We start from the raw sequence: 21885 nt of genomic DNA on the forward strand, positions 1-21885 counted from the left end.
CCGCGCCGACGCGGCTGCACTTACTGGTTGTTCTGGCGTCCGAGGAAGCGCGGGATGTTGAGACCACCGCCGCTGCCGCCATCGGCATCTTGGTCCTCGTCTTCCTCGCCATCGGAGGTGTTCGCCCCGCGCGAGAGATTGGCCATGCGCTCGAACAGCGTGTTGCCGGGCAGCGAGCCCGAGCCACCGCCTGCCGGAGCACCGCCCTGGTCGCCCGACATGCCGGGCTGACGCTGCGCCGGCTTGGCCGCCAGCGGGCTGCCACCGGCGACATGCTCGTCGCCGAGCTCGAATTCGTCCTGCGACCCAGCATCGGGTTCGCGCATCGCCCCGGACAGGTCGAGCGGCGCACGCTGCTGGCCACCCCCGGTCCCCTGCGGTGCGCCGATGCCGTGGTCATCCACGTCCTCATCCTGCATGTCGAAGCGTTCGGTATGTTCGTTGCGCAGGCCGGCAAGCGGATCGACGATATCGTCGACGTCGTCATAATCCTCTTCGGCATCCTCGCCCGAGGTTGCAGGCGACAGGCCGAAAGGGCGCTCGTCCTCTTCCGCATAGGCTTCATCGGTCAGGTCGAGCGCATCGCCTTCGTCCTCAGCGGGCTCGGGCGAGTGCATGGCAGCGGGTTCGTGCGCGGGCTCCGGCTCGGGTTCGGCCGAGAGTCCTTCATTGAGTTCGAAGGGCTCGTCCTCGGCCACGCTCTCGCTCGGCAGGTCGAGCACCGGACGCTTGGGCGCGCTGCTCTCGCGCATCGAGAAGCTACGCGTCGGCGCGACCGCGACCGAACCGTCTGGTTCGATCCCGGTGGCGACAACCGAGACGCGGATCTTGCCATCGAGATCGGGATTGAAGGCCGAACCCCAGATGATATTGGCATCTTCGTCGACCAGCTCGCGGATGTGGTTCGCGGCTTCGTCGACCTCGAGCAGCTTCATGTCTTCGCCGCCGATGATCGAGATGATCACGCCCTTGGCGCCGGCCATCGAAACGCCGTCGAGCAGCGGATTGGCAATCGCGCGTTCAGCCGCTTCGAGCGCGCGGTTGTCGCCCTCGCCCTCGCCCGTGCCCATCATCGCCTTGCCCATCTCGCTCATGACCGAGCGGACGTCGGCGAAGTCGAGATTGATCAGGCCGGGCATGACCATCAGGTCGGTGATCGAGCGGACGCCCTGCTGGAGGACCTCGTCCGCGAGCTGGAAGGCCTCCTTGAAGGTGGTTTCCGCCTTGGCGACCAGGAACAGGTTCTGGTTGGGGATGACGATCAGCGTGTCGACATGCTTCTGCAGCTCGTCGATGCCCGCCTCGGCTGCGCGCATGCGGCGCGTGCCTTCGAACAGGAACGGCTTGGTCACCACGCCGACGGTCAGCACGCCCTTCTTGCGCGCCGCTTCGGCAATCACCGGTGCCGCGCCGGTGCCGGTTCCGCCGCCCATGCCGGCGGCGATGAAGACCATGTTCACGCCTTCGAGCGCGTCCTCGATATCACCCACGGTTTCTTCTGCGGCGGCCTTGCCCACTTCGGGGCGTGCGCCGGCACCGAGGCCGCCGGTGATGTCGGGGCCGAGCTGGATGCGCTTTTCGGAAGGGGAACTGCTGAGCGCCTGCGCATCGGTATTGGCGACGATGAAATCGACGCCCTCGATCTGCGCCTCCATCATGTTGGCGATGGCGTTGCCGCCCGCACCGCCGACACCGACAACCATGATCTTGGGACGAAGATCGTCGTCCGATGCCGGTCCGATATTGATACTCATCAAGAGTCCCCTGGGTATTCGAAAGTCAATTACGGGCTTTATGTCACAAGTCGGGCACAAAGCGAATCGCGGAGCGATGCGCCGGATGCCTTATCCACAAGGCCTAAAGGCGGGATCGCGCTGTGTAGCAACCCTCAGAAATACTCGCGCACCGCTTGAAAAACACGGTTCACCAAACCCATGCCGCGATAGCGCTTGGTCGGCTGGTAGCGCGGGCCCACCGAACGGATGTCGACCGGGTCGTCGGAGGCATAGAGGCACAGGCCCGCGAGCGTCGCGAAACCGGGCGTCGCATGGGCCTCGGGCAGGCCCTGTAGCGCGGGCGGCTTGCCGATGCGGACCGGGCGGCCGAGTGCGCCCTGCATGAATTCGGCGATGCCATGCAGTTCGGCCCCGCCGCCGGTGAGAACGACCTGACCGCCCTGCGCGCCGGTGAAGCCCATCGCCTTGAGCGCCTTGCCCACCTCGGCGGTCGTCACGCCGAGCCGGTCGGTGACGATCGACACCAGTTCGGCGCGAGCGATGCGGTTGTGCTCGTCGGCGCCGCGCGCAAGCCTTCCGCCGGGCTCCTCGCCCGGGCCGTTCACCGGGATCATCTCGCGGTGGTCGGTCGGCGTGGCGATCGCCGAGCCGGCGACGCATTTGAGCCGCTCCGCCTGGCTGCGACGGATTCCAAGCGAGGAAGCGATGGCGTCGGTGATGTCGTTCGAGCCGACCGGGATCGACTTCAGCCCCAGTAGCATGCCCGCCGCATGGACCGAGACATTGGTCACTTGCGCGCCGATCTCGACCAGAGCCACGCCGAGATCGCGTTCCTCGGCGGTGAGGCAGGCATAGGCGGCGGCGAGCGGGCTCGCGACCACGCCCTCGACATCGAGATGCGCGGTCTGCACCGCCTCGATGAGATTGCGCACCGGCGCGCCCTCGGCCAGCGTCACATGGACGTCGACCCCCAGGGCCTCGGCGTGCAATCCCTTGGGATTGGCGACGCCATGCGCCCCGTCGAGCGTGTAATGCGCCGGTTGCGCATGAAGCACCATCCGCCCGTCGGGATGCAGGTGATCGCGCGCCGCATAGAGCAGGTGCTCGATATCGTCCTCTTCGATGCGTCGCCCGCCGATCGCGATCTCGACGCTCGAGATCTTGCTCGACAGCCCTGCCCCGGCGCAGCCGATCCACACGCTCTGGATCGAGGTGTTGGCATTGGCCTCGGCCTTCTCGATCGCGGTGCGGATCGCGTGGCTCGCGGCGCGCATGTCGGTCACATAGCCGCGCTTGATTCCCTCGCTCGCGCGGTGACTCGACCCGAGCACGACCATCTCTCCGCTCTCGGCCTGGCCCATGATCATCGCCGAGACGCGGAAGGAGCCGATGTTGACTGCGGCGAAGACTCGGGTGATGCGCGGCTGCTGGGTGGCCATCAGTCAGCCTTTCCGTTGAGCGAGGTCAGCTTGGGACAGGGCCCGTCCTCGCAGCGCAGATAGGCGCGATCGGGCACGCGCATGTCGATCGCCACCGGCTTGCCGCCGATCAGCCGGTGCATCCCGTCGAGCTGGGCGAACTTGACCAGCGCCGGCGCGCCGAGATCGCCTTCGGGCAGCGCGAGCAGTTGGCCGGTCTTGAAGGTCAGGTTCCAGCGCCGGTTGCCGACCCATTCGGCTGCCGCAATCTGGGGCTTCAGCGCAGGCGCCGCGTCGAGCAGCCGGCCCAGCTCCTGCACCTGTCGCGCCGCGCCGGGACCTTCGATGAGCAGCATGCCCTTGGCCTTCGCGGCGCTGATCGGTTCGAGTTCGTGACCCTGGCGGTCGATCAGCATCAGCCGGTCGGGCTTGCGCAACACCGCATGCGGCACGCGCTCGACCACGTCGATCTTGAGCGTATCGGGCAGCTGGCGCGAGACGCGCGCATCGGCCACCCAGGGCAGATCGAGCAGGCGTTCGCGCACGCCGTTGAGATCGACGAGCGGCATGGGCTGGTCCTGCTCGGCGAGCACGCGCTCGTAGACCAGCTGTTCGTTCATCCGCTTGACGCCCGAAACCTGCACGCGGCGAACCTCGAAGCCCGAGCGCGAGGCCGATTTGGCCAGCTCGGTCTGGGCGATCTCCGGCAGGCCGGCGAAGCTGGCGATGGTCCATGCGATCCCGAGACCCGCGACAATGATCGCGGAGAGGAAGAACTTGTGCCACTGCTCCTCGGTAAAGGGCAGCGCGGTCATCGCGCGATCGAACAGCCCGCTGGTATGCTGGCGCGCGGCGCGAGCCTTCTGGTTGCGGCTGCGCGTCGCGGCAGAGCGGCGCACGCCGGTCGGCTTGCGCTTGACCTTAGCCATCGCCGCCCCCCGATTTCGCTGCATGGTGGCGCAGCGCGGCGGCAACCACCAGTTCGCACAGCGCACCATATTCGATGCCCGCGTGCTTCGCCTGTTCGGGCACCAGGCTGAGCGGCGTCATGCCCGGCTGGGTATTGGTCTCGAGCACGAACAGCCCGTCCTCGCCCTGCTCTTCGTCCCAGCGGAAATCGGTCCGGCTGGTGCCGCGGCAGCCGAGCACCTTGTGTGCGCGCAGCGCATATTCGAGGCACAGCTCGCGAATGTGATCGGGTATTTCGGCGGGGCAGACATGGTCGGTCATGCCGTCGGTATACTTCGCGTCGAAATCGTAGAAGCCGCTCTTGGGCTTCAGCTCGGTGACCGCCAGCGCGCGCGGCCCATCCTCGAAATCAACTACGGCCGCAGTCATCTCACGGCCCTTGATATAGGGCTCGGCGAGAAGCTCGGCGAATTCCTGCCACGGCCCCTTGGCCTCGCGTGCGATGGGATTGCCGTAATTGCCTTCCGCAGTGACGATGGCGACGCCGACCGAACTGCCCTCGTTGACCGGCTTGAGCACATAGGGCCGCGGCATCGGGTCGCGCTCGTAGAGGTCGGCGCTCTTGACAATCCGCCCGCCGGGCATGGGGATGCCGTGCGGCACGAGCGCCTGCTTGGTCAGCTGCTTGTCGATCGCGATGACCGAGGTGGCGAGACCCGAATGGGTATAGGGTACGCCCATCAGGTCGAGCATGCCCTGCACCGTGCCATCCTCGCCCGGCACGCCGTGGAGCGCGTTGAAGACCACGTCGGGCGCGGTCTCGGCGATGCGCGCGGCGACCTGACGGTCCATGTCGATCCGCGTGACGCGGTGCCCGCGTTCCTCGAGCGCCTTGGCGACGCCCTCGCCCGACATGAGGCTGACCGGCCGCTCGTTGGCCCAGCCGCCCATCAGGACCGCGATGTGGAGTTTGGGGAGATCGCTCATCAAAAGTTCCTAGGGCCGCCCCACTCGTTGAATTTCCCATTCGAGCTCGACGCCCGAATTCGCGCGCACGCGGCGCTTCACCTCTTCGCCCAGGCCTTCGATGTCGGCGCTGGTCGCGTCGTCGACATTGAGCAGGAAGTTGGTATGCTTCTCGCTCACCTGCGCGCCCCCCATCTTGAGGCCGCGACAGCCCGCCGCATCGACCAGTTCCCAGGCCTTCTTCCCCGGGGGGTTCTTGAAGGTCGACCCGCCGGTCTTGGTGCGCAGCGGCTGCGATTGCTCACGTGCCTCGCCGATGGCATCCATTTTCGCACCGATCTCGGCGGGATCGCCCGGCTCGCCCTGGAAGCGTGCGCGCACGACCACCGCGCCTTCGGGCAATTCGGAATGGCGGTAGGTGTAGCGAAGCTCCGCCGCGAGCAGCGTGACCAGTGTCCCGTCGGGCAGGACGACGTCGCAATCGATCAGCACGTCGCTGACCTCGCGGCCATAGGCGCCGCCGTTCATCCGCACGAAGCCGCCGACCGTGCCCGGTATGCCGCGCATGAATTCGACCCCGGCAATGCCCGCGTCGCGCGCGGTCGAGGCGACGAGGATGCCATGAGCGCCGCCCCCGCAGGTCAGCGTGTGGTCGGCATGGGTCTCGATCTTGGCGAAGGGCTTGCCGAGCCGGATCACCACGCCCGGCACACCGCCGTCGCGGACGATCATGTTCGAGCCGAGGCCGAGCGCCATCACCGGCAGGCGGCCGCCGAGCCGCTCGAGGAAGAGCCTCAATTCGTCGAGGTCGGCGGGTTCGAACAACCAGTCGGCCTTGCCGCCGGCCTTGAACCAGACGAGCTTGGCGAGCGGCGCATCGGGCGTCAGCTTGCCGCGCAATCCCGTGGTGTCGACGGGTTCGTCGAGTGCGGTCATGCCGTGGTCGCCCTCGCGATGGCATCGGCGAGCCCTGCCGCCCATTGCGTGATGTCGCCCGCACCGAGGCAGACGACGAAATCGCCCGCGCGCAGATCGCCGGCCAGCTTCGCCGCGAGATCGCCTTCGTCGGCGACCGTCTGCGCGGCGCGGTGGCCGCGCGCCTTGAGACCGGCGACGAGCGCATCGGCATCGACGCCCTCAATCGAGTCCTCGCCCGCGGCATAGACCGGCGTCACATAGACCTGGTCGGCCTCGTTGAAGCAGGACTGGAACTCGTCCATCAAATCGCGCAGGCGGGTGTAGCGATGCGGCTGGACCACGGCGATGACGCGCCCCTCGCCCGCGCTTTCGCGCGCTGCGGCGAGCACCGCCCTGATCTCGACCGGGTGGTGACCGTAATCGTCGATGATCGTCGCCACACCCGTGCCGCTGGGCACTTCGCCGACCTTGGTGAAGCGCCGCCGGACGCCGCCGAAATGGGAGAAGCCGGTGCAGATAACATCGTTGTCGCAGCCCATCTCGATCGCCACGGCGATTGCGGCGAGCGCGTTCTGGACATTGTGCCGCCCGGGCATGGGCAGGCGTACACCCTCGATCCGGCGATCCTCCTGCCCGCGGCGGCGCACGATCACATCGAAGCAATTGCCGCCCGCATCGGGGCGCACGTTGACCCCGCAGATGTCGGCCTGGAGGTTGAAGCCGTAGGTCACGACGTTGCGATCGCGCACCTTGCCGATCACCGCCTGCACCTCGGGATGGTCTATGCACAGCACCGCCGCGCCGTAGAAGGGCACGTTGTGGATGAACTCGACGAAGGCATCCTTCATCCCGTCGAAATCGCCGTAATGGTCGAGGTGTTCGGGATCGATATTGGTGACCACGGCGATGGTCCCGTCGAGCCGCAGGAAGCTGCCGTCGCTCTCGTCGGCCTCGACCACCATCCACTCGCTGTCGCCGAGCCGCGCGTTCGAGCCATATTGTTCGATGATCCCGCCGTTGATCACGGTCGGATCGATCCCGCCGGCATCGAGCAGCGCGGCGATCATGCTGGTGGTGGTGGTCTTGCCATGCGTGCCCGCGACCGCGACAGTCGACTTGAGCCGCATCAGCTCGGCGAGCATCTCCGCGCGGCGCACCACCGGGATGCGGTTTTCGAGCGCATAGGCGACTTCGGGATTGGTCCGCTTGACCGCGGTCGAGGTGACGACGACCGCCGCGCCCTCGACGTTCTCGGGCGCATGGCCGATGGCGATCTGGATGCCGCGCTTGCGCAGCCGCTCGACGGTCGCGCTTTCCTTCGCGTCCGAGCCCTGGACCCTGTAGCCGAGGTTATCCATCACCTCGGCGATGCCCGACATGCCGATGCCGCCGATGCCGACGAAGTGAATGGTCCCGATATCGGTTGCGACGCCTCTCATCGTGCAGTCTCCCGATTGGCGCCTTGCCCCGCCGGAATGCCCTGCGACGCGCCGCGGGCATTGTTGCCGCCCACGCGGATCACATCCATCATCTCGGCACCGCCGAAGCTCTCGACGAGATCGGCGAGGTCCTCGGCCGCCCTCGGGCGCCCGCAGTTCCAGGCAGCATGCGCGGCCTTGGCGAGGCCCTGCGGATTTTCCGCGAGCGCCTTGATCTGCTTGGCCAGCTCCTTGCCGGTGAACCGTTCCTGCCGGATCATCCGCGCCCCGCCCGACTTGGCCAGCTCGCGCGCATTTGCGGCCTGGTGGTCGTCGGTGGCGATCGGCAGCGGGATGAGGATGGCGGGACGGCCCACCGCGGTCAGTTCGGCAATGGTCGAGGCACCAGCGCGACCGATGAACAGATGCGCATCGGCGAGCCGCGCCGCCATGTCCTCGAAATAGGTCGCGAGTTCGGCGGGGATGCCATGCGAGCGATAGCGCTCGCGGACCGTGTCGAGATCCTCGGGCCGGCATTGCTGCGTGACCTGCAGCCGCTGGCGCAGCGCGGGCGGGAGCATGGACAGGCCGTCGGGGACCACTTCGGAAAGGACTCGTGCGCCCTGGCTGCCGCCGGTCACCAGCACGCGCAGCAGCCCGTCCTCGGTGAAGGGAGGGAACGGCTCGTCGCGCAGCGACAGCACGCCCGCACGCACCGGATTGCCGACCAGGTGGACCTTGCCCGCGTGCTTGGCGTCGAGCCGCTCGACCTCGGGATAGGACGTCGCGATCGCATCGACCCTGCGCGCGAACAGGCGGTTGACCCGGCCGAGCACGGCGTTCTGTTCATGCACCACGGTCGGCACGCCCGCGCTGGTCGCGGCGAGGATCGTCGGCAGCGAGGGATAGCCGCCGAAGCCAACCACCGCGCTGGGTTCGAAGCTCTCGAACAGCCGCAGCGCCATCCGGCGCCCTTCGAGCACGGCCCTGATGCCCTTGATCCAGGTGAGCGGGTTCTTGCCGAAGCGCCCCGCGGGAATGACGTGGGCGGGCAGGAAGTCGGGCTTGCCCGGAATCTGCGCGCCGCGCGCATCGGTGATCAGCGCGACGTGGTGGCCGCGCCGGTGAAGTTCGGCGGCGAGCGCGAAGGCGGGCAGCAAATGCCCACCGGTGCCCCCGGCGGCGAGAACATAATGGCGACTGGCACCGGTCATGGGTGAATCTCCCGGCGCGCGGAACCCGACTTTTCTTGCATGGGGGCCATCTGCCCGAAGCCGAGGCGGTCGCCAAGTCCCTTGGTCCGGCTTTTGAGGAAGGGATTGCGCCGCGTGACTGCCAGCAGCAGGCCGACCGTCAGACAGACGGCGATGGTCGAGGACCCGCCATAGCTGACCAGCGGCAGCGTCATCCCCTTGGACGGGAAGAGCTGGAGGTTGACGAGGATGTTGATGAAGGCCTGCCCGCCCAGCAGCGCGGTCAGCCCCGCCCCCGCGAGGAGCGCGAAGAGATCTTCCTCGTCGATCAGCCGCATCAGCACACGGCCGACGATGGCGAGATAGAGCAGCACGATCAGCGCGCAGGCGATCAGGCCGAATTCCTCGCCGATGACGCTGAATATATAGTCGGTATGCGCTTCGGGCAGGCTCATCTTGCGGATGCCGAGGCCGTAGCCCGCGCCGAGCCACCCGCCAGCGGTGAGCGTGCGCGCGCCGAGATCGACCTGGTCGTAGGCGGTACCGCCGCCGATGAAGCTGTCGATACGGTGGCGCGCGTTGTCGTAGAGGAAATAGGTTGCGGTGAGCCCGGCGACCGCCGCGCCGATCACCGCGCCGAGCCGCTTCACGTCGATCCCGGCGAGGATCATCGCCACGAACCACACGCCGGCGAAAAGGATCGTCCCGCCGAAATCGGGCTGCATCATCATCAGCGCCGCGATCAGCCCGACGTAGGCGGTGGCGATGCCGGCCACGGGCATGTTGGGATCGCGCATGCGCCAGGAGAGAATCCAGGCGGTGGCGATGGCGAAGCCGGGCTTGAGGAATTCGGACGGCTGGAACTGCATGCCGAGATTGATCCAGCGCCGCGCGCCGTTGATCTCCGCGCCGATCACGGGGACGAGGAACAGCAGGCCGGTCATCCCTGCCGCGAGCAGCAGGCCGAAACGCCGCGCGTTCTCGCGCCCGAGCATCGAGATGCCGAGCATGGTGGCGATCGCAAGCATCTGCCAGGCAAGGTGGCGATAGAAGAAATAGAGCGGGTCGAGCGTCTGGCTGGAGGTCGACAGACGATCGGCGCTGGCGGGGCTGGCGGCGGCCACCGCGATCGTGCCGAGACCCATCAGCAGCAGCACGAGCAGCAGCAGCACGCGGTCGATCTCGCGCCACCAGATCTTGAGCTCGGTCCAGCGCGAAATCTTGCCCTTGGGCATGTGCGCGGGCTGGCGCTTGCCGGGAACATAGGGCTGCACCGTGTTCATGCGAGCCCCTCCACCAGCGCGCGGAAGTGCTCCCCGCGCGCCTCGAAATCGCGATACTGGTCGAAGCTGGCGCAGGCGGGCGAGAGGAGCACGGTATCACCCGGCGCCGCATTTTCCGCCGCCTTCGCGACCGCACGGTCCAGTGTTTCGCACCCTTCGACGGGCACAATTGGTTCAATCAGCGCGGCGAAGTCGGGCCCGGCCTTGCCGATGGTATAGGCGGCCTTCACATGGCCCATTTCGGCCTCGCACTCGCCCAGCCCCGGCTCCTTGGCGAGCCCGCCGACGATCCAGTGGATCTTGTCGAACGCCGCCAGCGCAGGCGCGGAGGCGGCGGTGTTGGTGCCTTTGCTGTCGTTGACATAGGCGACGCCCGAGATTTCGGCGACGCGCTCCATGCGGTGCGGGAGGCCGGAGTAGCTCTCGAGCCCGTCGCGGATTTGCTTTCCGGATAGTCCCAGAATGTCGCAGACCTCGATCGCGGCTGCCGCATTCTCGAGATTGTGAGGGCCCTGCAGCGACGGCCAATTCGCTTGCTCGCCTGGCTCGACACCCCTGTTCTTGAGTACATCTTCGAGGATGCTTGCTATCGTGCCTTCGGCGAATTGGCCCAAGGCTCGCGCATCGGTGAAGCGGGCGATGGAATTGTGGCCGCGGGTCTGCATCGCCAGCAAGCGCGACTTGCTCGCCGCATATTTCGCGAAGTCCCCGTCGTAACGGTCGAGATGATCGGGCGTGATGTTCAGGAGCACCGCAACGTCGCAGTCGAGCGAATAGGTCAGGTCGATCTGGTAGCTGGACAGTTCCAGCACATATACCCCGCCTTCGGGCAACGGCTCCTGCTCGAGGATTGGCAGACCGATGTTGCCGCCCATGGTGGTCGGCACGCGAGCGGTCTTGAGGATGTGGTGGACCAGCGCGGTGGTGGTCGACTTGCCGTTGGTGCCGGTGATGCCGACGACCTTGTGCGGCGGCAGGTCAGCGCGCGCCTGCGCGAAGAGTTCGATGTCGCCGATCACCGGCACGCCGAAGCTGTCGGCATGCGGCTTGATCGGGTGGGTGTTGAGCGGGACACCGGGACTCACGATAACGCCCGCATAACCGGTCAGGTCCGCGTCCAGCGGATCGGCCACGGCGCAGCGGCCCAGGAAGGGTTCGCGCGCCTCGGCGCGGTCGTCCCACGCCAGCACATCGGCGCCCGACGCCAGCAGCGCCTCGACCGTGGCCCGGCCGGAGCGCGCGAGGCCGAGCACCGCGTACTTCTTGTCCTTCCAGGCAGGCGAGGTGATCATCGTAGCTTGAGCGTTGCCAGCCCCATCAGCGCGAGGATGATGGCGACGATCCAGAAGCGGATAACCACCTTGCTCTCCGACCAGCCCAATTGTTCGAAATGGTGATGGATCGGCGCCATGCGGAAGACCCGCTTGCCGGTGCGCTTGAACCAGAACACCTGGATGATGACCGAGAGCGCCTCGAACACGAACAGCCCGCCGACGATGGCGAGGACCACCTCGTGATGGGTCGATACGGCAATCGCGCCGAGCGCCCCGCCCAGCGCCAGCGAGCCGGTGTCACCCATGAACACGGCGGCCGGCGGGGCGTTGAACCAGAGGAAGGCGAGACCCGCCCCCATGATTGCCGCACAAAAGATCGCCAGCTCGCCCGCACCCTCGACATAGGGGATGCCGAGATAGCTCGAGAAGTCGACGCGGCCGACGAGATAGGCGATCAGCGCGAAGGTGCCCGCGGCGATGATCACGGGCATGGTCGCGAGGCCATCGAGCCCGTCGGTGAGGTTCACCGCATTGCCCGCGCCGACGATCACGATGGCGGCGAAGACATAGTAGAAGAAGCCGAGTTCGATCCCGAAATCGTTGACGAAGGGCACGTAGAGGAAGGTGTTGATCTGGCTCACCGCGAGGTAGCTCGCCACGCCCGCCACCGCAAATTCCAGCAGCAGGCGGACGCGCGCCGACACGCCCTTGTGGCTGGCCTTGGTGACCTTGTCGTAATCGTCGAGGAAGCCGATCAGGCCGAAGCCCAGCGTCACCGCCAACACCGCCCAGATGAACGGGTTCCTGAGGTCCATCCACACCAGTACCGAGAGCGACAGGCTGATGAGGATCATCAGCCCGCCCATGGTCGGCGTGCCGCGCTTGGCGAGATGCGATTGCGGGCCGTCCTCGCGGATCGGCTGGCCCTTGCCCTGGCGCACGCGCAGCATGGCGATGAAGCGCGGCCCGATGACGAGGCCGATGACCAGCGCCGTCATGAGAGTCGCCCCGGCGCGGAAGGTCTGGTAGCGCACGAGGTTGAAGATGCCTTCGAAATTCAACCATTCGGCGAGGAGGTAAAGCAATTCGGCCTCTCGTCGCGCCTATCCGGCGCGGGTGAAATGATCCACGAGCCGGCCGAGCCCGACCGAGTTCGACCCTTTGACCAGCACGGCATCGCCCGCCACGACGCCATAGTCCTCGAGCAGCTCGATCGCCTCGTCGGCAGTTCGGCAATGCGCCCAGGCAAGCGGCTTGCCAAGCGCGGTGTTCTGCGGTTTCCCCAGTTCGCGCGCGAGGGCGAGCATCTCGTCGCCGACCAGCAACGCATAGTCGACATCGGCCTCGACGATGGGTTCGGCCAGCGCGGCATGGAACTGCGGGCCGAAATCGCCCAGTTCCTTCATTGCGCCGAGCACGGCGATCCGGCGCCCCGAGGGCGTCTGGCCGAGCTGCGCCAGCGTAGCGCGCATGCTGGCGGGATTGGCGTTGTAGCTCTCGTCGATCAGCAGCGCCTTGCCGCCGGGGACGTCGATCCCGTGGCGTGCCCCGCGGCCCTTGAGCCCGCCCATTTCGGCAAGCGCGAGGCCGGCGGCGGCCATGTCGCCGCCCGCCGCCCGCACCGCGGCCATCACCGCGAGCGAGTTGACAACCCAGTGGTCGCCGGGCTCGGCTACGGTGTAGCACAGCCGTCCTTCGGGGAATTCGCAGGTCACGAGGCTGCCGCCGTTGGCGCTGGGGATGGCATCGAGCAAGCGGACATCGGCGAAACGTGCCCTGCCGAAGCTGACCACTTTCGCACCCGCGTCGAGTGCGGCCTGCGCGAGGCGCTCGTAATGCTCGCTGTCGGCGGGGATGACGGCGGTGCCGCCGGGTTCGATCCCGGCGAAGATTTCCGCCTTGGCGTCGGCGATCGCCTCTATGCTGCCGAGGTTCTCGATATGCGCCGGGGCGATCGTGGTGATGACCGCCACATGCGGGCGTACCTGGGGGGTCAGCCCGGCGATCTCGCCCGCGTGGTTCATGCCCATCTCGAACACGCCGAAGCGGCTGCGCGCGGGCATGCGGGCGAGGCTCAGCGGAACGCCGACATGGTTGTTGTAGCTGCGGGTCGAGCGATGCGCGGCGCCGCGGCTGGCGCGTTCGAGGCTGGCGAAGATCGCTTCCTTGACCCCGGTCTTGCCGACCGAGCCGGTGACGCCGATGATTTTCGCCTCGACCCGGCTGCGCGACGCGCGGGCCAGCGCCTTCAGCGCCTCGGTCGTGTCGGCGACCAGGATATGCGGCCAGTCGACCGGGCGGTCGACGATCGCCCCTGCGGCGCCATTGGCGAAGGCCTTGTCGAGGAAACGATGGCCGTCCATCGCTTCGCCCTTCAGCGCGATGAAGAGATCGCCATGGACCACGTCGCGGCTGTCCATCTCGACGCCGGCAACCTGGAAGTCATGGCTGGCGGTGCCGCCCACGGCGGCGGCGATGTCCTTCGCCGACCACAGCGTCAGCGGCAGCCGGTCGCGCGGTTCGGCGGGCCATTCGACATAGGCCGGATGGCGCAGGATCGCGGCGCTCATTCCGCAGTCCCGACTATTTCAGCCGCGCACTCACGCGCAACCTCGACATCGTCGAAGGGCAACACCCGCATGTTTTCTCCCGATCCGATGATCTGACCCGTTTCGTGTCCCTTGCCGGCGACTAGGACGATGTCGTCCGCGCCGGCTTCGGCGATGGCCGCGCAAATGGCTTCGCGACGATCCCCTATCTCGCGCGCCTGCGGCGCACCCTCAAGCACCTGGCGACGGATATCCGCAGGATCCTCGCCGCGCGGATTGTCGTCGGTGACAATCACGAGATCGCTCGCCTTGGCAGCAGCCTCGCCCATCGGCGCGCGCTTGCCGTGATCGCGGTCGCCGCCGGCCCCGAAGACCGTGATCAGCCTTCCGGCAACGTGCGGGCGCAGCGCGGCGATGGCCGCCTCGAGCGCGTCGGGCGTGTGCGCATAATCGACATAGACCGGCGCGCCCGACGGCGCGATCACAGCGCGTTCGAGCCGTCCGCGTACCGGCTGGAGGCGTGCGACGCCGTCCCATACCTGGCTGGCATCGATGCCCGTCGCGAGCGCGAGCCCGGCAGCGGTGAGCGCATTGGCCACCTGGTAGGCGCCGATCAGCGGCAGGTTGATCGTCCGGCTTGTGCCCCTGTGCTCGATGGTCAGCGACTGGCCGAGCTGGGTCGGCTCGCGGCGGGTCAGGCGGATCGCCTCGCCCTGCTCGCCGACGGTCATGACGCGGAGGCCGCGGCGGGTCGCATGATCGACGACGCGCGCATTCCAGCCGCTGTCGCCCGACCCCATCCAGATCACCGCCGTCGCGCCATCGGAGACGACCTCGTCGAACAGCCGCATCTTGGCGCGGAAATAGTCCTCCATGTCGGCGTGGTAGTCGAGGTGGTCGCGGCTGAAATTGGTGAAGCCCGCCGCCTCGACCGGCACGCCCTCGTTGCGGAACTGCGACAGGCCGTGGCTCGATGCTTCGTAGGCGACATGCGTCACGCCCTCGCGCGCCAAACCGCTTAGGTTGGAAAGGAAGGTGACGATATCGGGCGTGGTCAGCCCGGTCGAAACGCTTTCGTCAGGCGTCGTCACGCCCAGCGTGCCGATGCTCGCCGCGCGCTCGCCCGCCATGCGCCAGATCTGGCGCGTCATCTCGACTGTGGAGGTCTTGCCATTGGTCCCGGTGACCGCAACGATGTGGTCGGGAACGGGCGTGAAATACTGTGCCGCCAGCGCGGCGAAGGCCCGCCTCGGCGTGACGTCGGCGATATGCAGCGCGCCCTCGACCCTGGCCTCGGGACGCGCGACCACGGCGACCGCGCCGCTCTCGATCGCGGCAGGAATGAAGTCCTCGCCATTGACGCGCGCGCCCTGGAAGGCGCCGAAGACGGTGCCCGGCGCGACCTTGCGGTTGTCGATCGCGAAGCCGGTCACCTGGACGTCCGCATCGCAGGCGATTCCTGCCGCCTTGCACAACTGGGCAAGCTTCACTTGTTGGCCTCCGGGATCAGCGGCTTGATGTCGGAAATGTCGACATCGCGCGTATCGTCGGGGCGCACGCCGATCAGCGGTCCGATGCGCGGGACGAGGCGCCCGACGATCGGGGCGGCATTCCAGGCGGCGGTGCGCTGGTAGGAGCTGGCGAGCGTTCCGCGCGGCTCGTCGAGCATGGCGATCACGACATAGCGCGGACGGTCCATCGGGAAGGCGGCGGCGAAGGTCGAGACGAGCGCGCTCTTCTGGTAGCCGTGCGCGCCGGGCTTTTCGGCCGAGCCGGTCTTGCCGCCGACCCGGTAGCCGGGGGCATCGGCGTTCCTGCCGGTCCCGTAGACCGCGATCGCGCGGAGCAGCTGGCGCATGCGGCTGGAGGTCGAGGCCTTGAACACGCGGCGGCCCTTGGGGGCCTCGCCCGGCCCGAGCTTCTTCAGCGTGGCCGGGCGCCAGATGCCGCCATTGACCATCGCCGCGTAGGCGCTGGCGAGGTGCAGCGGGGTGACGGCGATCCCGTGGCCATAGCCGACGGTCATCGACCGCAGGCGCGGCCATTTCTCGCCCGGCCAGATCGGGAAGCCCTTGGCGGGCAGTTCGATATAGGGGCGCTCGTTCATACCGAGATCGATCATCGTGCGGCGCATGCGTTCCGGTCCGAGCTCGTCGACCACGCGCGCGGTCACGGTGTTCGAGGAATGGATCAGCGTCTCGATCACATTGAGATCGGCACCCAGGCTGTGGCTGTCGCTGATGGTGAAGCGGCCGACCTTGACGGGGGTCGCGTCCCACCGCCGGCCGAGGTTGCGGACCACGCCGGCATCGATCGCCGCCGCGATCGACAGCGGCTTGAAGGTCGAACCGAGTTCGTAGACCTGGTTGGTCACCCGGTTGAACATCAGCTTCTCGCCGCGCGCGTCGATCTTGTTCGGGTCGAATTCGGGGAGCGAGGCCAGCGCGAGGACTTCGCCGGTGTCGACGTCGAGCACGATGCCCGCGCCGCCCTGTGCCTGGACCAGCTTCATGCCGCGGCGCAGTTCGTCTTCGAGCGCGCCCTGGACGCGCGAATCGATCGACAGGGCGACCGGCGTGCCGCGGGTGGCGGGGTTCGAGAGATGCTTGTCGAACACCTGCTCCATCCCGACACGGCCATGCCCGTCGGCGGCGACATAGCCGAGCACATGCGCCGCCATGGACCCCTGCGGGTAGTGGCGATCCTGTTCCATCGGCATCTCGAGCGCGAGTTCGCCGATTTCCTGCACGCGATTGGCCTCCTCGGGCAGCACGCGGCGGCGGATATAGCCCTGCTTGCCGGCCGCGAATTGCGCGGCGACGGCCTTCTGGTCGAGGTCGGGGAAAATCGCCTTGAGCTTGGCGGCAACGGTCGCGGGATCGCGCACCAGCGGCGCGCCGTCGTCGCCCAGCGCGGTCGGGTTGAACCACAGCGCGTAGGCGGGGAAGGCGCGCGCCAGCGGCACGCCGTTGCGGTCGGTAATCTCGCCGCGCGGCGGCAGCAGCGCTTCCTCGAGCGAGGTGCCGCGCAGCCCGTGGTCGGCCATGCCGAGATAGGCGATGCGGACCAGCGCCAAGAGCGCGACGAAGGCAAAACCGAGCGCGACCCACAGCACGCGCCAGCGCGCCGTGGTCAGCGAGCGTTCGCGGATGGTGACCAGCTGGACGCGGCCCGAGGCCACCGCCATGCTCACCGCCCCGTGCCCGCTCCTGCCCGCAGCGATGGCGGGTCCGAAGCCGGAAAAGGCGTTCACTGGCTCACCTCGGCGGCGACGGCCATCGACACCGCCGGGCGGGCGAGGCGATCGGCCAGCCCTTCGGCGGCCGCGGCCGCCAGTTCGCGCCGTTCGGCCTGTGGCCGGGTCTCGGGCTCGTCGCCGTCATCGATCCACTCGGCGAAGAGACCTTCGCTTTCGGCGACCGGTCGGTTGAGCGCGACGCGCACGGGCGCGGGTGCATCGAGGCCGCGCGGCGTGCCCAGCGCGGCAAGCTGGCGCTCGTTTTCGAGATACTGGTCGGCCCGCGGCGCGGAATAGCCGAATTCGACCGCGTTCCAGTCGGAGAGTTGCTGCTGGCTGGCGCGCGTCTCGAACTCGGTTTCCAGCATCAGCTTGGCCTGCTGCGCGGCGATGATCCGGCGCTCGGCCAGCCGCACGTCGCTCTTCACCGCATTGACCTTGAAGGTCAGCGCGAGGAGCAGCGCGAAACAGATGGCCAGCACCAGCGCCCAGCCGATCTGGCGAATGCGCGAACCGCCAACCATCACGCGGCCTCCCGTGCCGGGGTGGCCGTACGCGTGGCATGGCGCAGCACCGAGGAACGGGCGCGCGGGTTGCGTTCGATCTCGGCCTCGCCCGGCTTGATCGCCTTGCTGACACGAAAGAAGACCGGATCGTCCTGCGCCGCCATTGGGACGTGACGCGAGGCGCTCGGGGTTGAGGATGCCTCGCGCAGGAAGCGCTTGACGATCCGGTCTTCGAGGCTGTGGAAGCTGACCACCGCGAGGCGGCCCCCTTCACGCAGCAGGTGTTCGGCAGCCGACAGTGCTTGGGACAGTTCGTCGAGCTCGCCGTTCACGTGAATTCGAATGGCCTGGAAGGTGCGGGTGGCCGGGTCCTTCTTGTCGTGCGGCTTGTGGCCCAGCGCCTTGCGCACGACGCGGGCGAGTTCGCCGGTCGTCTCGAGTGGGCGCGCGGCAACGATCGCGCGTGCGACGCGGCGCGACTGACGTTCTTCGCCATAGGTGTAGAGCACGTCGGCGATCGCCTTCTCGTCCGCCGTATTGAGGAAATCGGCGGCACTCTCGCCCTCCTGGCTCATGCGCATGTCGAGCGGGCCGTCGGCCGAGAAGGCGAAGCCGCGATGCGCCTGGTCGAGCTGCATCGACGAGACGCCGATATCCATCACCACGCCATCGACCTGCGCGACCCCCGCCGCCGTCATGACGTCGAGCATCTCGGAGAAGCGATGCGCGTGCAGCACGAGGCGCGGCGGCTCCTCGCTCGTTTCGGTCCAGGCGCGCCCGGCGGCGATCGCATCGGGATCGCGATCGAAGGCATGGACGGTCGCGCCGCGTTCGAGCAGCGCGCGGGTATAGCCTCCGGCGCCGAAGGTCGCGTCGATCACGACGTCGCCCGGCTGCGGGTCGAGCGCCTCGATCACCTCGTCGAGGAGGACGGGGATGTGCGGGGCGCCGGTCATTTGCCCCCACCCTTCGCTGATTTCGCCTTCGTATCGGCGAGGAAGCTGTCGCAGGCGGCTTTCGCGCCGGCCCAGTCGTCGCCCATCTGGGCAAGTTCTTCCGGGTTCCACAGGGTGAAGAAGCGGCCGCCGCCCTGGAAGTAGAGCCCGTCCTCGATCTTGCCGAGCGCGCGCAGGTGCTCGGGCATGACGAAGCGCCCGCTGTCGTCGAAGGGCAGCTCCTGGAAGCCGAACAGCTGGCTCGAGCGCGTGTCGCGGTCGTATTCCTTGCCGAGCCGGGCGGCGAGTTCTTCCTCGCGATCGAGCTGGGCTTCGAGTTCGGGTTTGCGCGACAGGCCGAAGCCGACGAGGCAGTTCCAAGTCGGGTGCTTCATCAGGCACAGGACGCGGCCGTCGCTGCTGTCCTTCACCGCCTTGCGGAAGAGGGGCGGAAGCACAAAGCGGCCCTTGTCGCCCGCGGGCGAATAGGCCTGACCGCTGTACCCTCCGAATGCCACTTTCCCCGAACCTCTAATAGGGTTTCAATCACCTTCCCACCGCACAAGACCTTCCCCACGCCCGGGCAAACGGGCGAGCCGCCTCGCCTGCCGGCGAAGCGCGCAGTGACAGTGCATGTCCGATGTGAGACCGGTTTATCGCGGGTACGCGGGGGATGAAAGGGAAAATTGCGGGATTTTACGGGATAACCCGTCAAATAACTGTTTTTCCACTATATTTTCACACATGCGATATTCGTATTGGTTACCAAATAGCTAACGAAAGCACTGGGAAGGCACGGATTTTCGCGGGACTCGCGGGCTTTCCCGCGCTTTCCCCGAGCCCCTCCCGCAAAATCCCCAATCAGTCGGCGGGAGTGTCGCCAGTGGCGAGCGGACCGAGCAGGCTCCACAACGCAGCCTTGCGCTCTGCGGGCGCGGGATCGGGACCTTCCCAGTCGAGCAGCGCGGCATCGGCTAGCACCACCGCCGTCCCGTCGCCGATAGCGCACCGGGCAAGCAAGCCGGCATCCCCGACCGTGCAGGCGCGGTCCTTCGCGTCGGCTTCGCGGACCGCGAAGTGCCCGGAGAGATTAATCGGGACGGGAACGCCGTCGATCTCTGCGCTACGCTCTCCCGCGGGCTGGTCTTCGTCGAAGCGCAGTTCGAGGCCCCAATGGGCGAGGATGGGCGAGAGCAGGACGACGTCCTGCGGGCGGCGCCTGTCGCCCAGCGAATAGCGCGAGTGACGCGTCAGCATGGGGTCGGCGAAGATCACCGCCCTACCGCCTGCGACGAGCCACTGGTCGAAGGACACATTCTCCGACGGCGCGAGCGCGCGCGGCTGGGCGAGGATGACCCGGTCGAGCCCGGCGAGCGCCTCGGGCTCGAGCGTATCGAGCGGGACGAGGTCGAAGCGGCCTTCCAACTCCTCGCGCACCCAGTCCTTCTCGTCCGCCCCGTCGATCACGGCGGCGATATCGCCCTCGCCCCAATAGATCGGCAGGGTGGAGAAGAGCCCGACACGCGGTTTTGCCACCGCTTCCTCGCTCGCCGACCCCGCCGAGCACGCGGCGAGGGCCATGGCCAGCGATGTCGCGAACACCCTATTCAGCGGGCGGAGCAGCATTGGGGGCGGTCGTCGATGTCGGAGTGGGCGTCACGCTGGGCTGGGTCGTGGGCTGCACCGGCAAGTCGGGCACCACGCCGGCCTCGACCAAAGGATCGTTCTGAGTTGCAGCCTGCGTCGGCTCGGTTGTCGGGGCCGCCGCGGGCACGGTGGTCGCATCGGTTTCGGCAGCGCGGTTCTGGATGATGCTCGCCAGCCCGACGAGCAGAATCATCATCACGATCCCGGTGATCCCGATCTGCAGGCGCTGGATGGTCCGCTCGCGACGGGCATCGTTGCCGGGCACCTCGGGCAGTTCGCCCACTGGCGGCTTGCGGCTCATGTCGAAGAATTGGGGCACGCGCATAAGCCTAGGGACCGCCGTCTGTCAGTCAATCGTCCGATTGCAACCAATCGAAGACCGGCAGGTTCTTCGCCGCCAGCCATTCGGGATTGTAGAGCGTCGAGAGATAGCGGAAGCCGGTATCGCACAGCATGGTCGCAACGCGCGGGTTCTCGCGTCCTTCGGCGACCAGCTGCTTGCCGAGCGCGACGGCGCCGGCGACATTGATCCCACTCGACAGTCCGAGGCAGAGGCCCTCTTCGCGCAAGAGGCGCGCGACCCAGGCGAGGCCTTCCTCGTCCGAGATGCGGAACTGCGTGTCGATCGGCGCGCCTTCGAGATTGGCGGTGATGCGGCCCTGCCCGATTCCTTCGGCGACCGAGGAACCCTCGGCCTTGAGCTCGCCATGGGCATAGTAATTGTAGAGCGCCGCGCCGTGCGGATCGGTCAGCGCGATGGTGACGTTCTCGTCGAGTTCCTTGAGACCCATGCCGACCCCGGCGATGGTCCCGCCGGTCCCCGCAGCGCAGGTGAAACCGTCGATCCGCCCGTCCATCTGCTCCCACAATTCTTTCGCCGTGCCTTCGATATGCGCCTTGCGGTTGGCGGTGTTGTCGAACTGACCGGCCCAGACCGCGCCGTCGATTTCCTCCGCCATGCGGCGCGAGACGTGCTGGAAGTGGTTGCAGTCGGCGTATTTCGTCGGCGGGACGGTGACCAGCTCGGCGCCCAGCGCGCGGATGGTCTGCATCTTCTCGCGGCTCTGGTTGTCGGGCATCACGATGATCGTGCGATAGCCCAGCGCATTGGCCACCAGCGCGATGCCGATGCCGGTGTTGCCGGCGGTGCCTTCGACCACCGTGCCGCCGGGCTTGAGATCGCCCCGCGCCTCTGCATCACGGATGATGTAGAGCGCGGCGCGGTCCTTCACGCTGGCGCCGGGATTGGCGAATTCGCACTTGCCGAAGATGTCGCATCCGGCTTCCGCGCTCGGACCTGCGAGGCGGACGAGCGGGGTGTTGCCGATAAGGTCGAGCGTCTGCTCGCGTACGGGAGTTGCTGTCATGCTGGCCGAGTTAGGCGAGCCGACCTTAACCCGCAAACAACATCAATCTTCAGGCAGGAAAGCAGGATTCCCTGTCGGATGCACCTTCGACGTCCGTCGCAGGCTTGCCGCAAGGGAAGCGCGGATGCGCTTCACGCACGCAGCAAATCAGTCCTCGGGAGCAATCGTAACCTTCAGCCCGTCCAGTTCCGCCGTGAAGGGGATCTGGCACGATAGGCGCGAGGTCGCTTCGCGGTGATCGGTCGACTCGAGAAGGTCGTCCTCGTCCTCGCTCATTGCGGGCAGCTTGTCGGCGAAGGCCGCGTCGACATGGACATGGCAGGTGGCGCAGGAACAGCAGCCGCCGCACAGCGCGAGCAGCTCGTCGAAGCCGTTGTCGCGGATCGCTTCCATCACGGTCAGGCCGTCGGCGACGTCGATTTCGCTGGTTTCGCCTTCGCGGGTGGTGACGATCAGTTTCGGCATTTGCGTCTTTCCTCGGTTGCAAAGGGCCACTGGCCCAACCTATGCGTCGCGCTGCTATTCAAT

General features: G+C 67.4%; 20 protein-coding genes. All 20 read right to left on the minus strand.

Annotated elements, in window-relative coordinates; all coding sequences use genetic code 11:
- Window positions 1-20: 20 nt before the first annotated feature.
- Window positions 21-1754: a cell division protein FtsZ gene (ftsZ, locus tag K3181_RS11175; protein ID WP_221603182.1), complete on the minus strand. Its 1734-nt coding sequence runs from the start codon at window positions 1752-1754 to the stop codon at window positions 21-23.
- Between the two features lie 134 nt (window positions 1755-1888).
- Window positions 1889-3175, minus strand: a complete 1287-nt coding sequence (gene ftsA, locus K3181_RS11180) for a cell division protein FtsA (protein WP_221603183.1) — start codon at window positions 3173-3175, stop codon at window positions 1889-1891.
- Window positions 3175-4083 carry a cell division protein FtsQ/DivIB gene (locus tag K3181_RS11185; RefSeq protein ID WP_221603184.1) on the minus strand — a complete coding sequence of 303 codons (909 nt, stop codon included), beginning with the start codon at window positions 4081-4083 and terminating at the stop codon, window positions 3175-3177. Before K3181_RS11185 ends, ftsA begins: the two co-directional genes overlap by 1 nt.
- A complete protein-coding gene (locus K3181_RS11190) occupies window positions 4076-5050 on the minus strand; it encodes a D-alanine--D-alanine ligase (RefSeq protein WP_221603185.1) in 975 nt (324 codons plus the stop codon). Before K3181_RS11190 ends, K3181_RS11185 begins: the two co-directional genes overlap by 8 nt.
- Before the next feature lie 9 nt (window positions 5051-5059).
- Window positions 5060-5965, minus strand: coding sequence for a UDP-N-acetylmuramate dehydrogenase (murB, locus tag K3181_RS11195; protein ID WP_221603186.1), 906 nt, complete (start codon window positions 5963-5965; stop codon window positions 5060-5062).
- Window positions 5962-7386 (minus strand): UDP-N-acetylmuramate--L-alanine ligase, encoded by a 1425-nt coding sequence (gene murC, locus K3181_RS11200; protein ID WP_221603187.1) that lies wholly within the window; start codon window positions 7384-7386, stop codon window positions 5962-5964. Before murC ends, murB begins: the two co-directional genes overlap by 4 nt.
- Window positions 7383-8579, minus strand: coding sequence for an undecaprenyldiphospho-muramoylpentapeptide beta-N-acetylglucosaminyltransferase (murG, locus tag K3181_RS11205; RefSeq protein ID WP_221603188.1), 1197 nt, complete (start codon window positions 8577-8579; stop codon window positions 7383-7385). The genes murC and murG overlap by 4 nt, the downstream gene beginning before the upstream one ends.
- On the minus strand, window positions 8576-9841 hold the full coding sequence (locus K3181_RS11210) for an FtsW/RodA/SpoVE family cell cycle protein (protein WP_221603189.1): 1266 nt from the start codon (window positions 9839-9841) through the stop codon (window positions 8576-8578). The genes murG and K3181_RS11210 overlap by 4 nt, the downstream gene beginning before the upstream one ends.
- Window positions 9838-11133 carry a UDP-N-acetylmuramoyl-L-alanine--D-glutamate ligase gene (gene murD / locus K3181_RS11215; RefSeq protein WP_221603190.1) on the minus strand — a complete coding sequence of 432 codons (1296 nt, stop codon included), beginning with the start codon at window positions 11131-11133 and terminating at the stop codon, window positions 9838-9840. The genes K3181_RS11210 and murD overlap by 4 nt, the downstream gene beginning before the upstream one ends.
- Window positions 11130-12200, minus strand: a complete 1071-nt coding sequence (gene mraY, locus K3181_RS11220) for a phospho-N-acetylmuramoyl-pentapeptide-transferase (RefSeq protein WP_221603191.1) — start codon at window positions 12198-12200, stop codon at window positions 11130-11132. Before mraY ends, murD begins: the two co-directional genes overlap by 4 nt.
- An 18-nt stretch (window positions 12201-12218) precedes the next feature.
- Window positions 12219-13685 (minus strand): UDP-N-acetylmuramoyl-tripeptide--D-alanyl-D-alanine ligase, encoded by a 1467-nt coding sequence (locus tag K3181_RS11225; RefSeq protein ID WP_221603192.1) that lies wholly within the window; start codon window positions 13683-13685, stop codon window positions 12219-12221.
- Window positions 13682-15154 carry a UDP-N-acetylmuramoyl-L-alanyl-D-glutamate--2,6-diaminopimelate ligase gene (locus K3181_RS11230; protein WP_221603193.1) on the minus strand — a complete coding sequence of 491 codons (1473 nt, stop codon included), beginning with the start codon at window positions 15152-15154 and terminating at the stop codon, window positions 13682-13684. The genes K3181_RS11225 and K3181_RS11230 overlap by 4 nt, the downstream gene beginning before the upstream one ends.
- Window positions 15151-16851: a peptidoglycan D,D-transpeptidase FtsI family protein gene (locus K3181_RS11235; RefSeq protein ID WP_221603503.1), complete on the minus strand. Its 1701-nt coding sequence runs from the start codon at window positions 16849-16851 to the stop codon at window positions 15151-15153. The genes K3181_RS11230 and K3181_RS11235 overlap by 4 nt, the downstream gene beginning before the upstream one ends.
- Before the next feature lie 62 nt (window positions 16852-16913).
- Window positions 16914-17426 carry a hypothetical protein gene (locus tag K3181_RS11240; protein ID WP_221603194.1) on the minus strand — a complete coding sequence of 171 codons (513 nt, stop codon included), beginning with the start codon at window positions 17424-17426 and terminating at the stop codon, window positions 16914-16916.
- Window positions 17426-18364 carry a 16S rRNA (cytosine(1402)-N(4))-methyltransferase RsmH gene (gene rsmH, locus K3181_RS11245; protein WP_221603195.1) on the minus strand — a complete coding sequence of 313 codons (939 nt, stop codon included), beginning with the start codon at window positions 18362-18364 and terminating at the stop codon, window positions 17426-17428. The genes K3181_RS11240 and rsmH overlap by 1 nt, the downstream gene beginning before the upstream one ends.
- Window positions 18361-18861, minus strand: coding sequence for a division/cell wall cluster transcriptional repressor MraZ (locus K3181_RS11250; protein ID WP_345725492.1), 501 nt, complete (start codon window positions 18859-18861; stop codon window positions 18361-18363). The genes rsmH and K3181_RS11250 overlap by 4 nt, the downstream gene beginning before the upstream one ends.
- A 343-nt stretch (window positions 18862-19204) precedes the next feature.
- Window positions 19205-19924, minus strand: coding sequence for a GldG family protein (locus K3181_RS11255; protein ID WP_221603196.1), 720 nt, complete (start codon window positions 19922-19924; stop codon window positions 19205-19207).
- 22 nt (window positions 19925-19946) lie between these two features.
- Entirely contained in the window at window positions 19947-20309 is a 363-nt protein-coding gene (locus tag K3181_RS11260) for a hypothetical protein (RefSeq protein WP_221603197.1), read from the minus strand.
- Window positions 20310-20340: 31 nt separating this feature from the next.
- Entirely contained in the window at window positions 20341-21357 is a 1017-nt protein-coding gene (locus K3181_RS11265; protein ID WP_221603198.1) for a cysteine synthase A, read from the minus strand.
- A 147-nt stretch (window positions 21358-21504) separates the two neighbouring features.
- The gene (locus K3181_RS11270; protein WP_221603199.1) at window positions 21505-21822 is read right to left on the minus strand and encodes a 2Fe-2S iron-sulfur cluster-binding protein; all 318 of its coding nucleotides are present in this window, start codon (window positions 21820-21822) and stop codon (window positions 21505-21507) included.
- Window positions 21823-21885 lie beyond the last annotated feature (63 nt).

This window comes from Qipengyuania mesophila, assembly GCF_019711655.1.
Classification (GTDB): domain Bacteria; phylum Pseudomonadota; class Alphaproteobacteria; order Sphingomonadales; family Sphingomonadaceae; genus Qipengyuania; species Qipengyuania mesophila.

Bases quoted from the DNA above. Each gene is read 5' to 3' on its own strand.
- K3181_RS11265 (WP_221603198.1), bottom strand. From the start codon at position 21,357: ATGACAGCAACTCCCGTACGCGAGCAGACGCTCGACCTTATCGGCAAC.
- K3181_RS11190 (WP_221603185.1), bottom strand. From the start codon at position 5,050: ATGAGCGATCTCCCCAAACTCCACATCGCGGTCCTGATGGGCGGCTGG.
- rsmH (WP_221603195.1), bottom strand. From the start codon at position 18,364: ATGACCGGCGCCCCGCACATCCCCGTCCTCCTCGACGAGGTGATCGAG.
- K3181_RS11185 (WP_221603184.1), bottom strand. From the start codon at position 4,083: ATGGCTAAGGTCAAGCGCAAGCCGACCGGCGTGCGCCGCTCTGCCGCG.
- murC (WP_221603187.1), bottom strand. From the start codon at position 7,386: ATGAGAGGCGTCGCAACCGATATCGGGACCATTCACTTCGTCGGCATC.
- K3181_RS11225 (WP_221603192.1), bottom strand. From the start codon at position 13,685: ATGAGCGCCGCGATCCTGCGCCATCCGGCCTATGTCGAATGGCCCGCC.
- K3181_RS11235 (WP_221603503.1), bottom strand. From the start codon at position 16,851: ATGGCGGTGGCCTCGGGCCGCGTCCAGCTGGTCACCATCCGCGAACGC.
- K3181_RS11240 (WP_221603194.1), bottom strand. From the start codon at position 17,426: ATGGTTGGCGGTTCGCGCATTCGCCAGATCGGCTGGGCGCTGGTGCTG.
- ftsA (WP_221603183.1), bottom strand. From the start codon at position 3,175: ATGGCCACCCAGCAGCCGCGCATCACCCGAGTCTTCGCCGCAGTCAAC.
- K3181_RS11255 (WP_221603196.1), bottom strand. From the start codon at position 19,924: ATGGCCCTCGCCGCGTGCTCGGCGGGGTCGGCGAGCGAGGAAGCGGTG.
- K3181_RS11270 (WP_221603199.1), bottom strand. From the start codon at position 21,822: ATGCCGAAACTGATCGTCACCACCCGCGAAGGCGAAACCAGCGAAATC.
- ftsZ (WP_221603182.1), bottom strand. From the start codon at position 1,754: ATGAGTATCAATATCGGACCGGCATCGGACGACGATCTTCGTCCCAAG.
- murD (WP_221603190.1), bottom strand. From the start codon at position 11,133: ATGATCACCTCGCCTGCCTGGAAGGACAAGAAGTACGCGGTGCTCGGC.
- K3181_RS11210 (WP_221603189.1), bottom strand. From the start codon at position 9,841: ATGAACACGGTGCAGCCCTATGTTCCCGGCAAGCGCCAGCCCGCGCAC.
- murB (WP_221603186.1), bottom strand. From the start codon at position 5,965: ATGACCGCACTCGACGAACCCGTCGACACCACGGGATTGCGCGGCAAG.
- murG (WP_221603188.1), bottom strand. From the start codon at position 8,579: ATGACCGGTGCCAGTCGCCATTATGTTCTCGCCGCCGGGGGCACCGGT.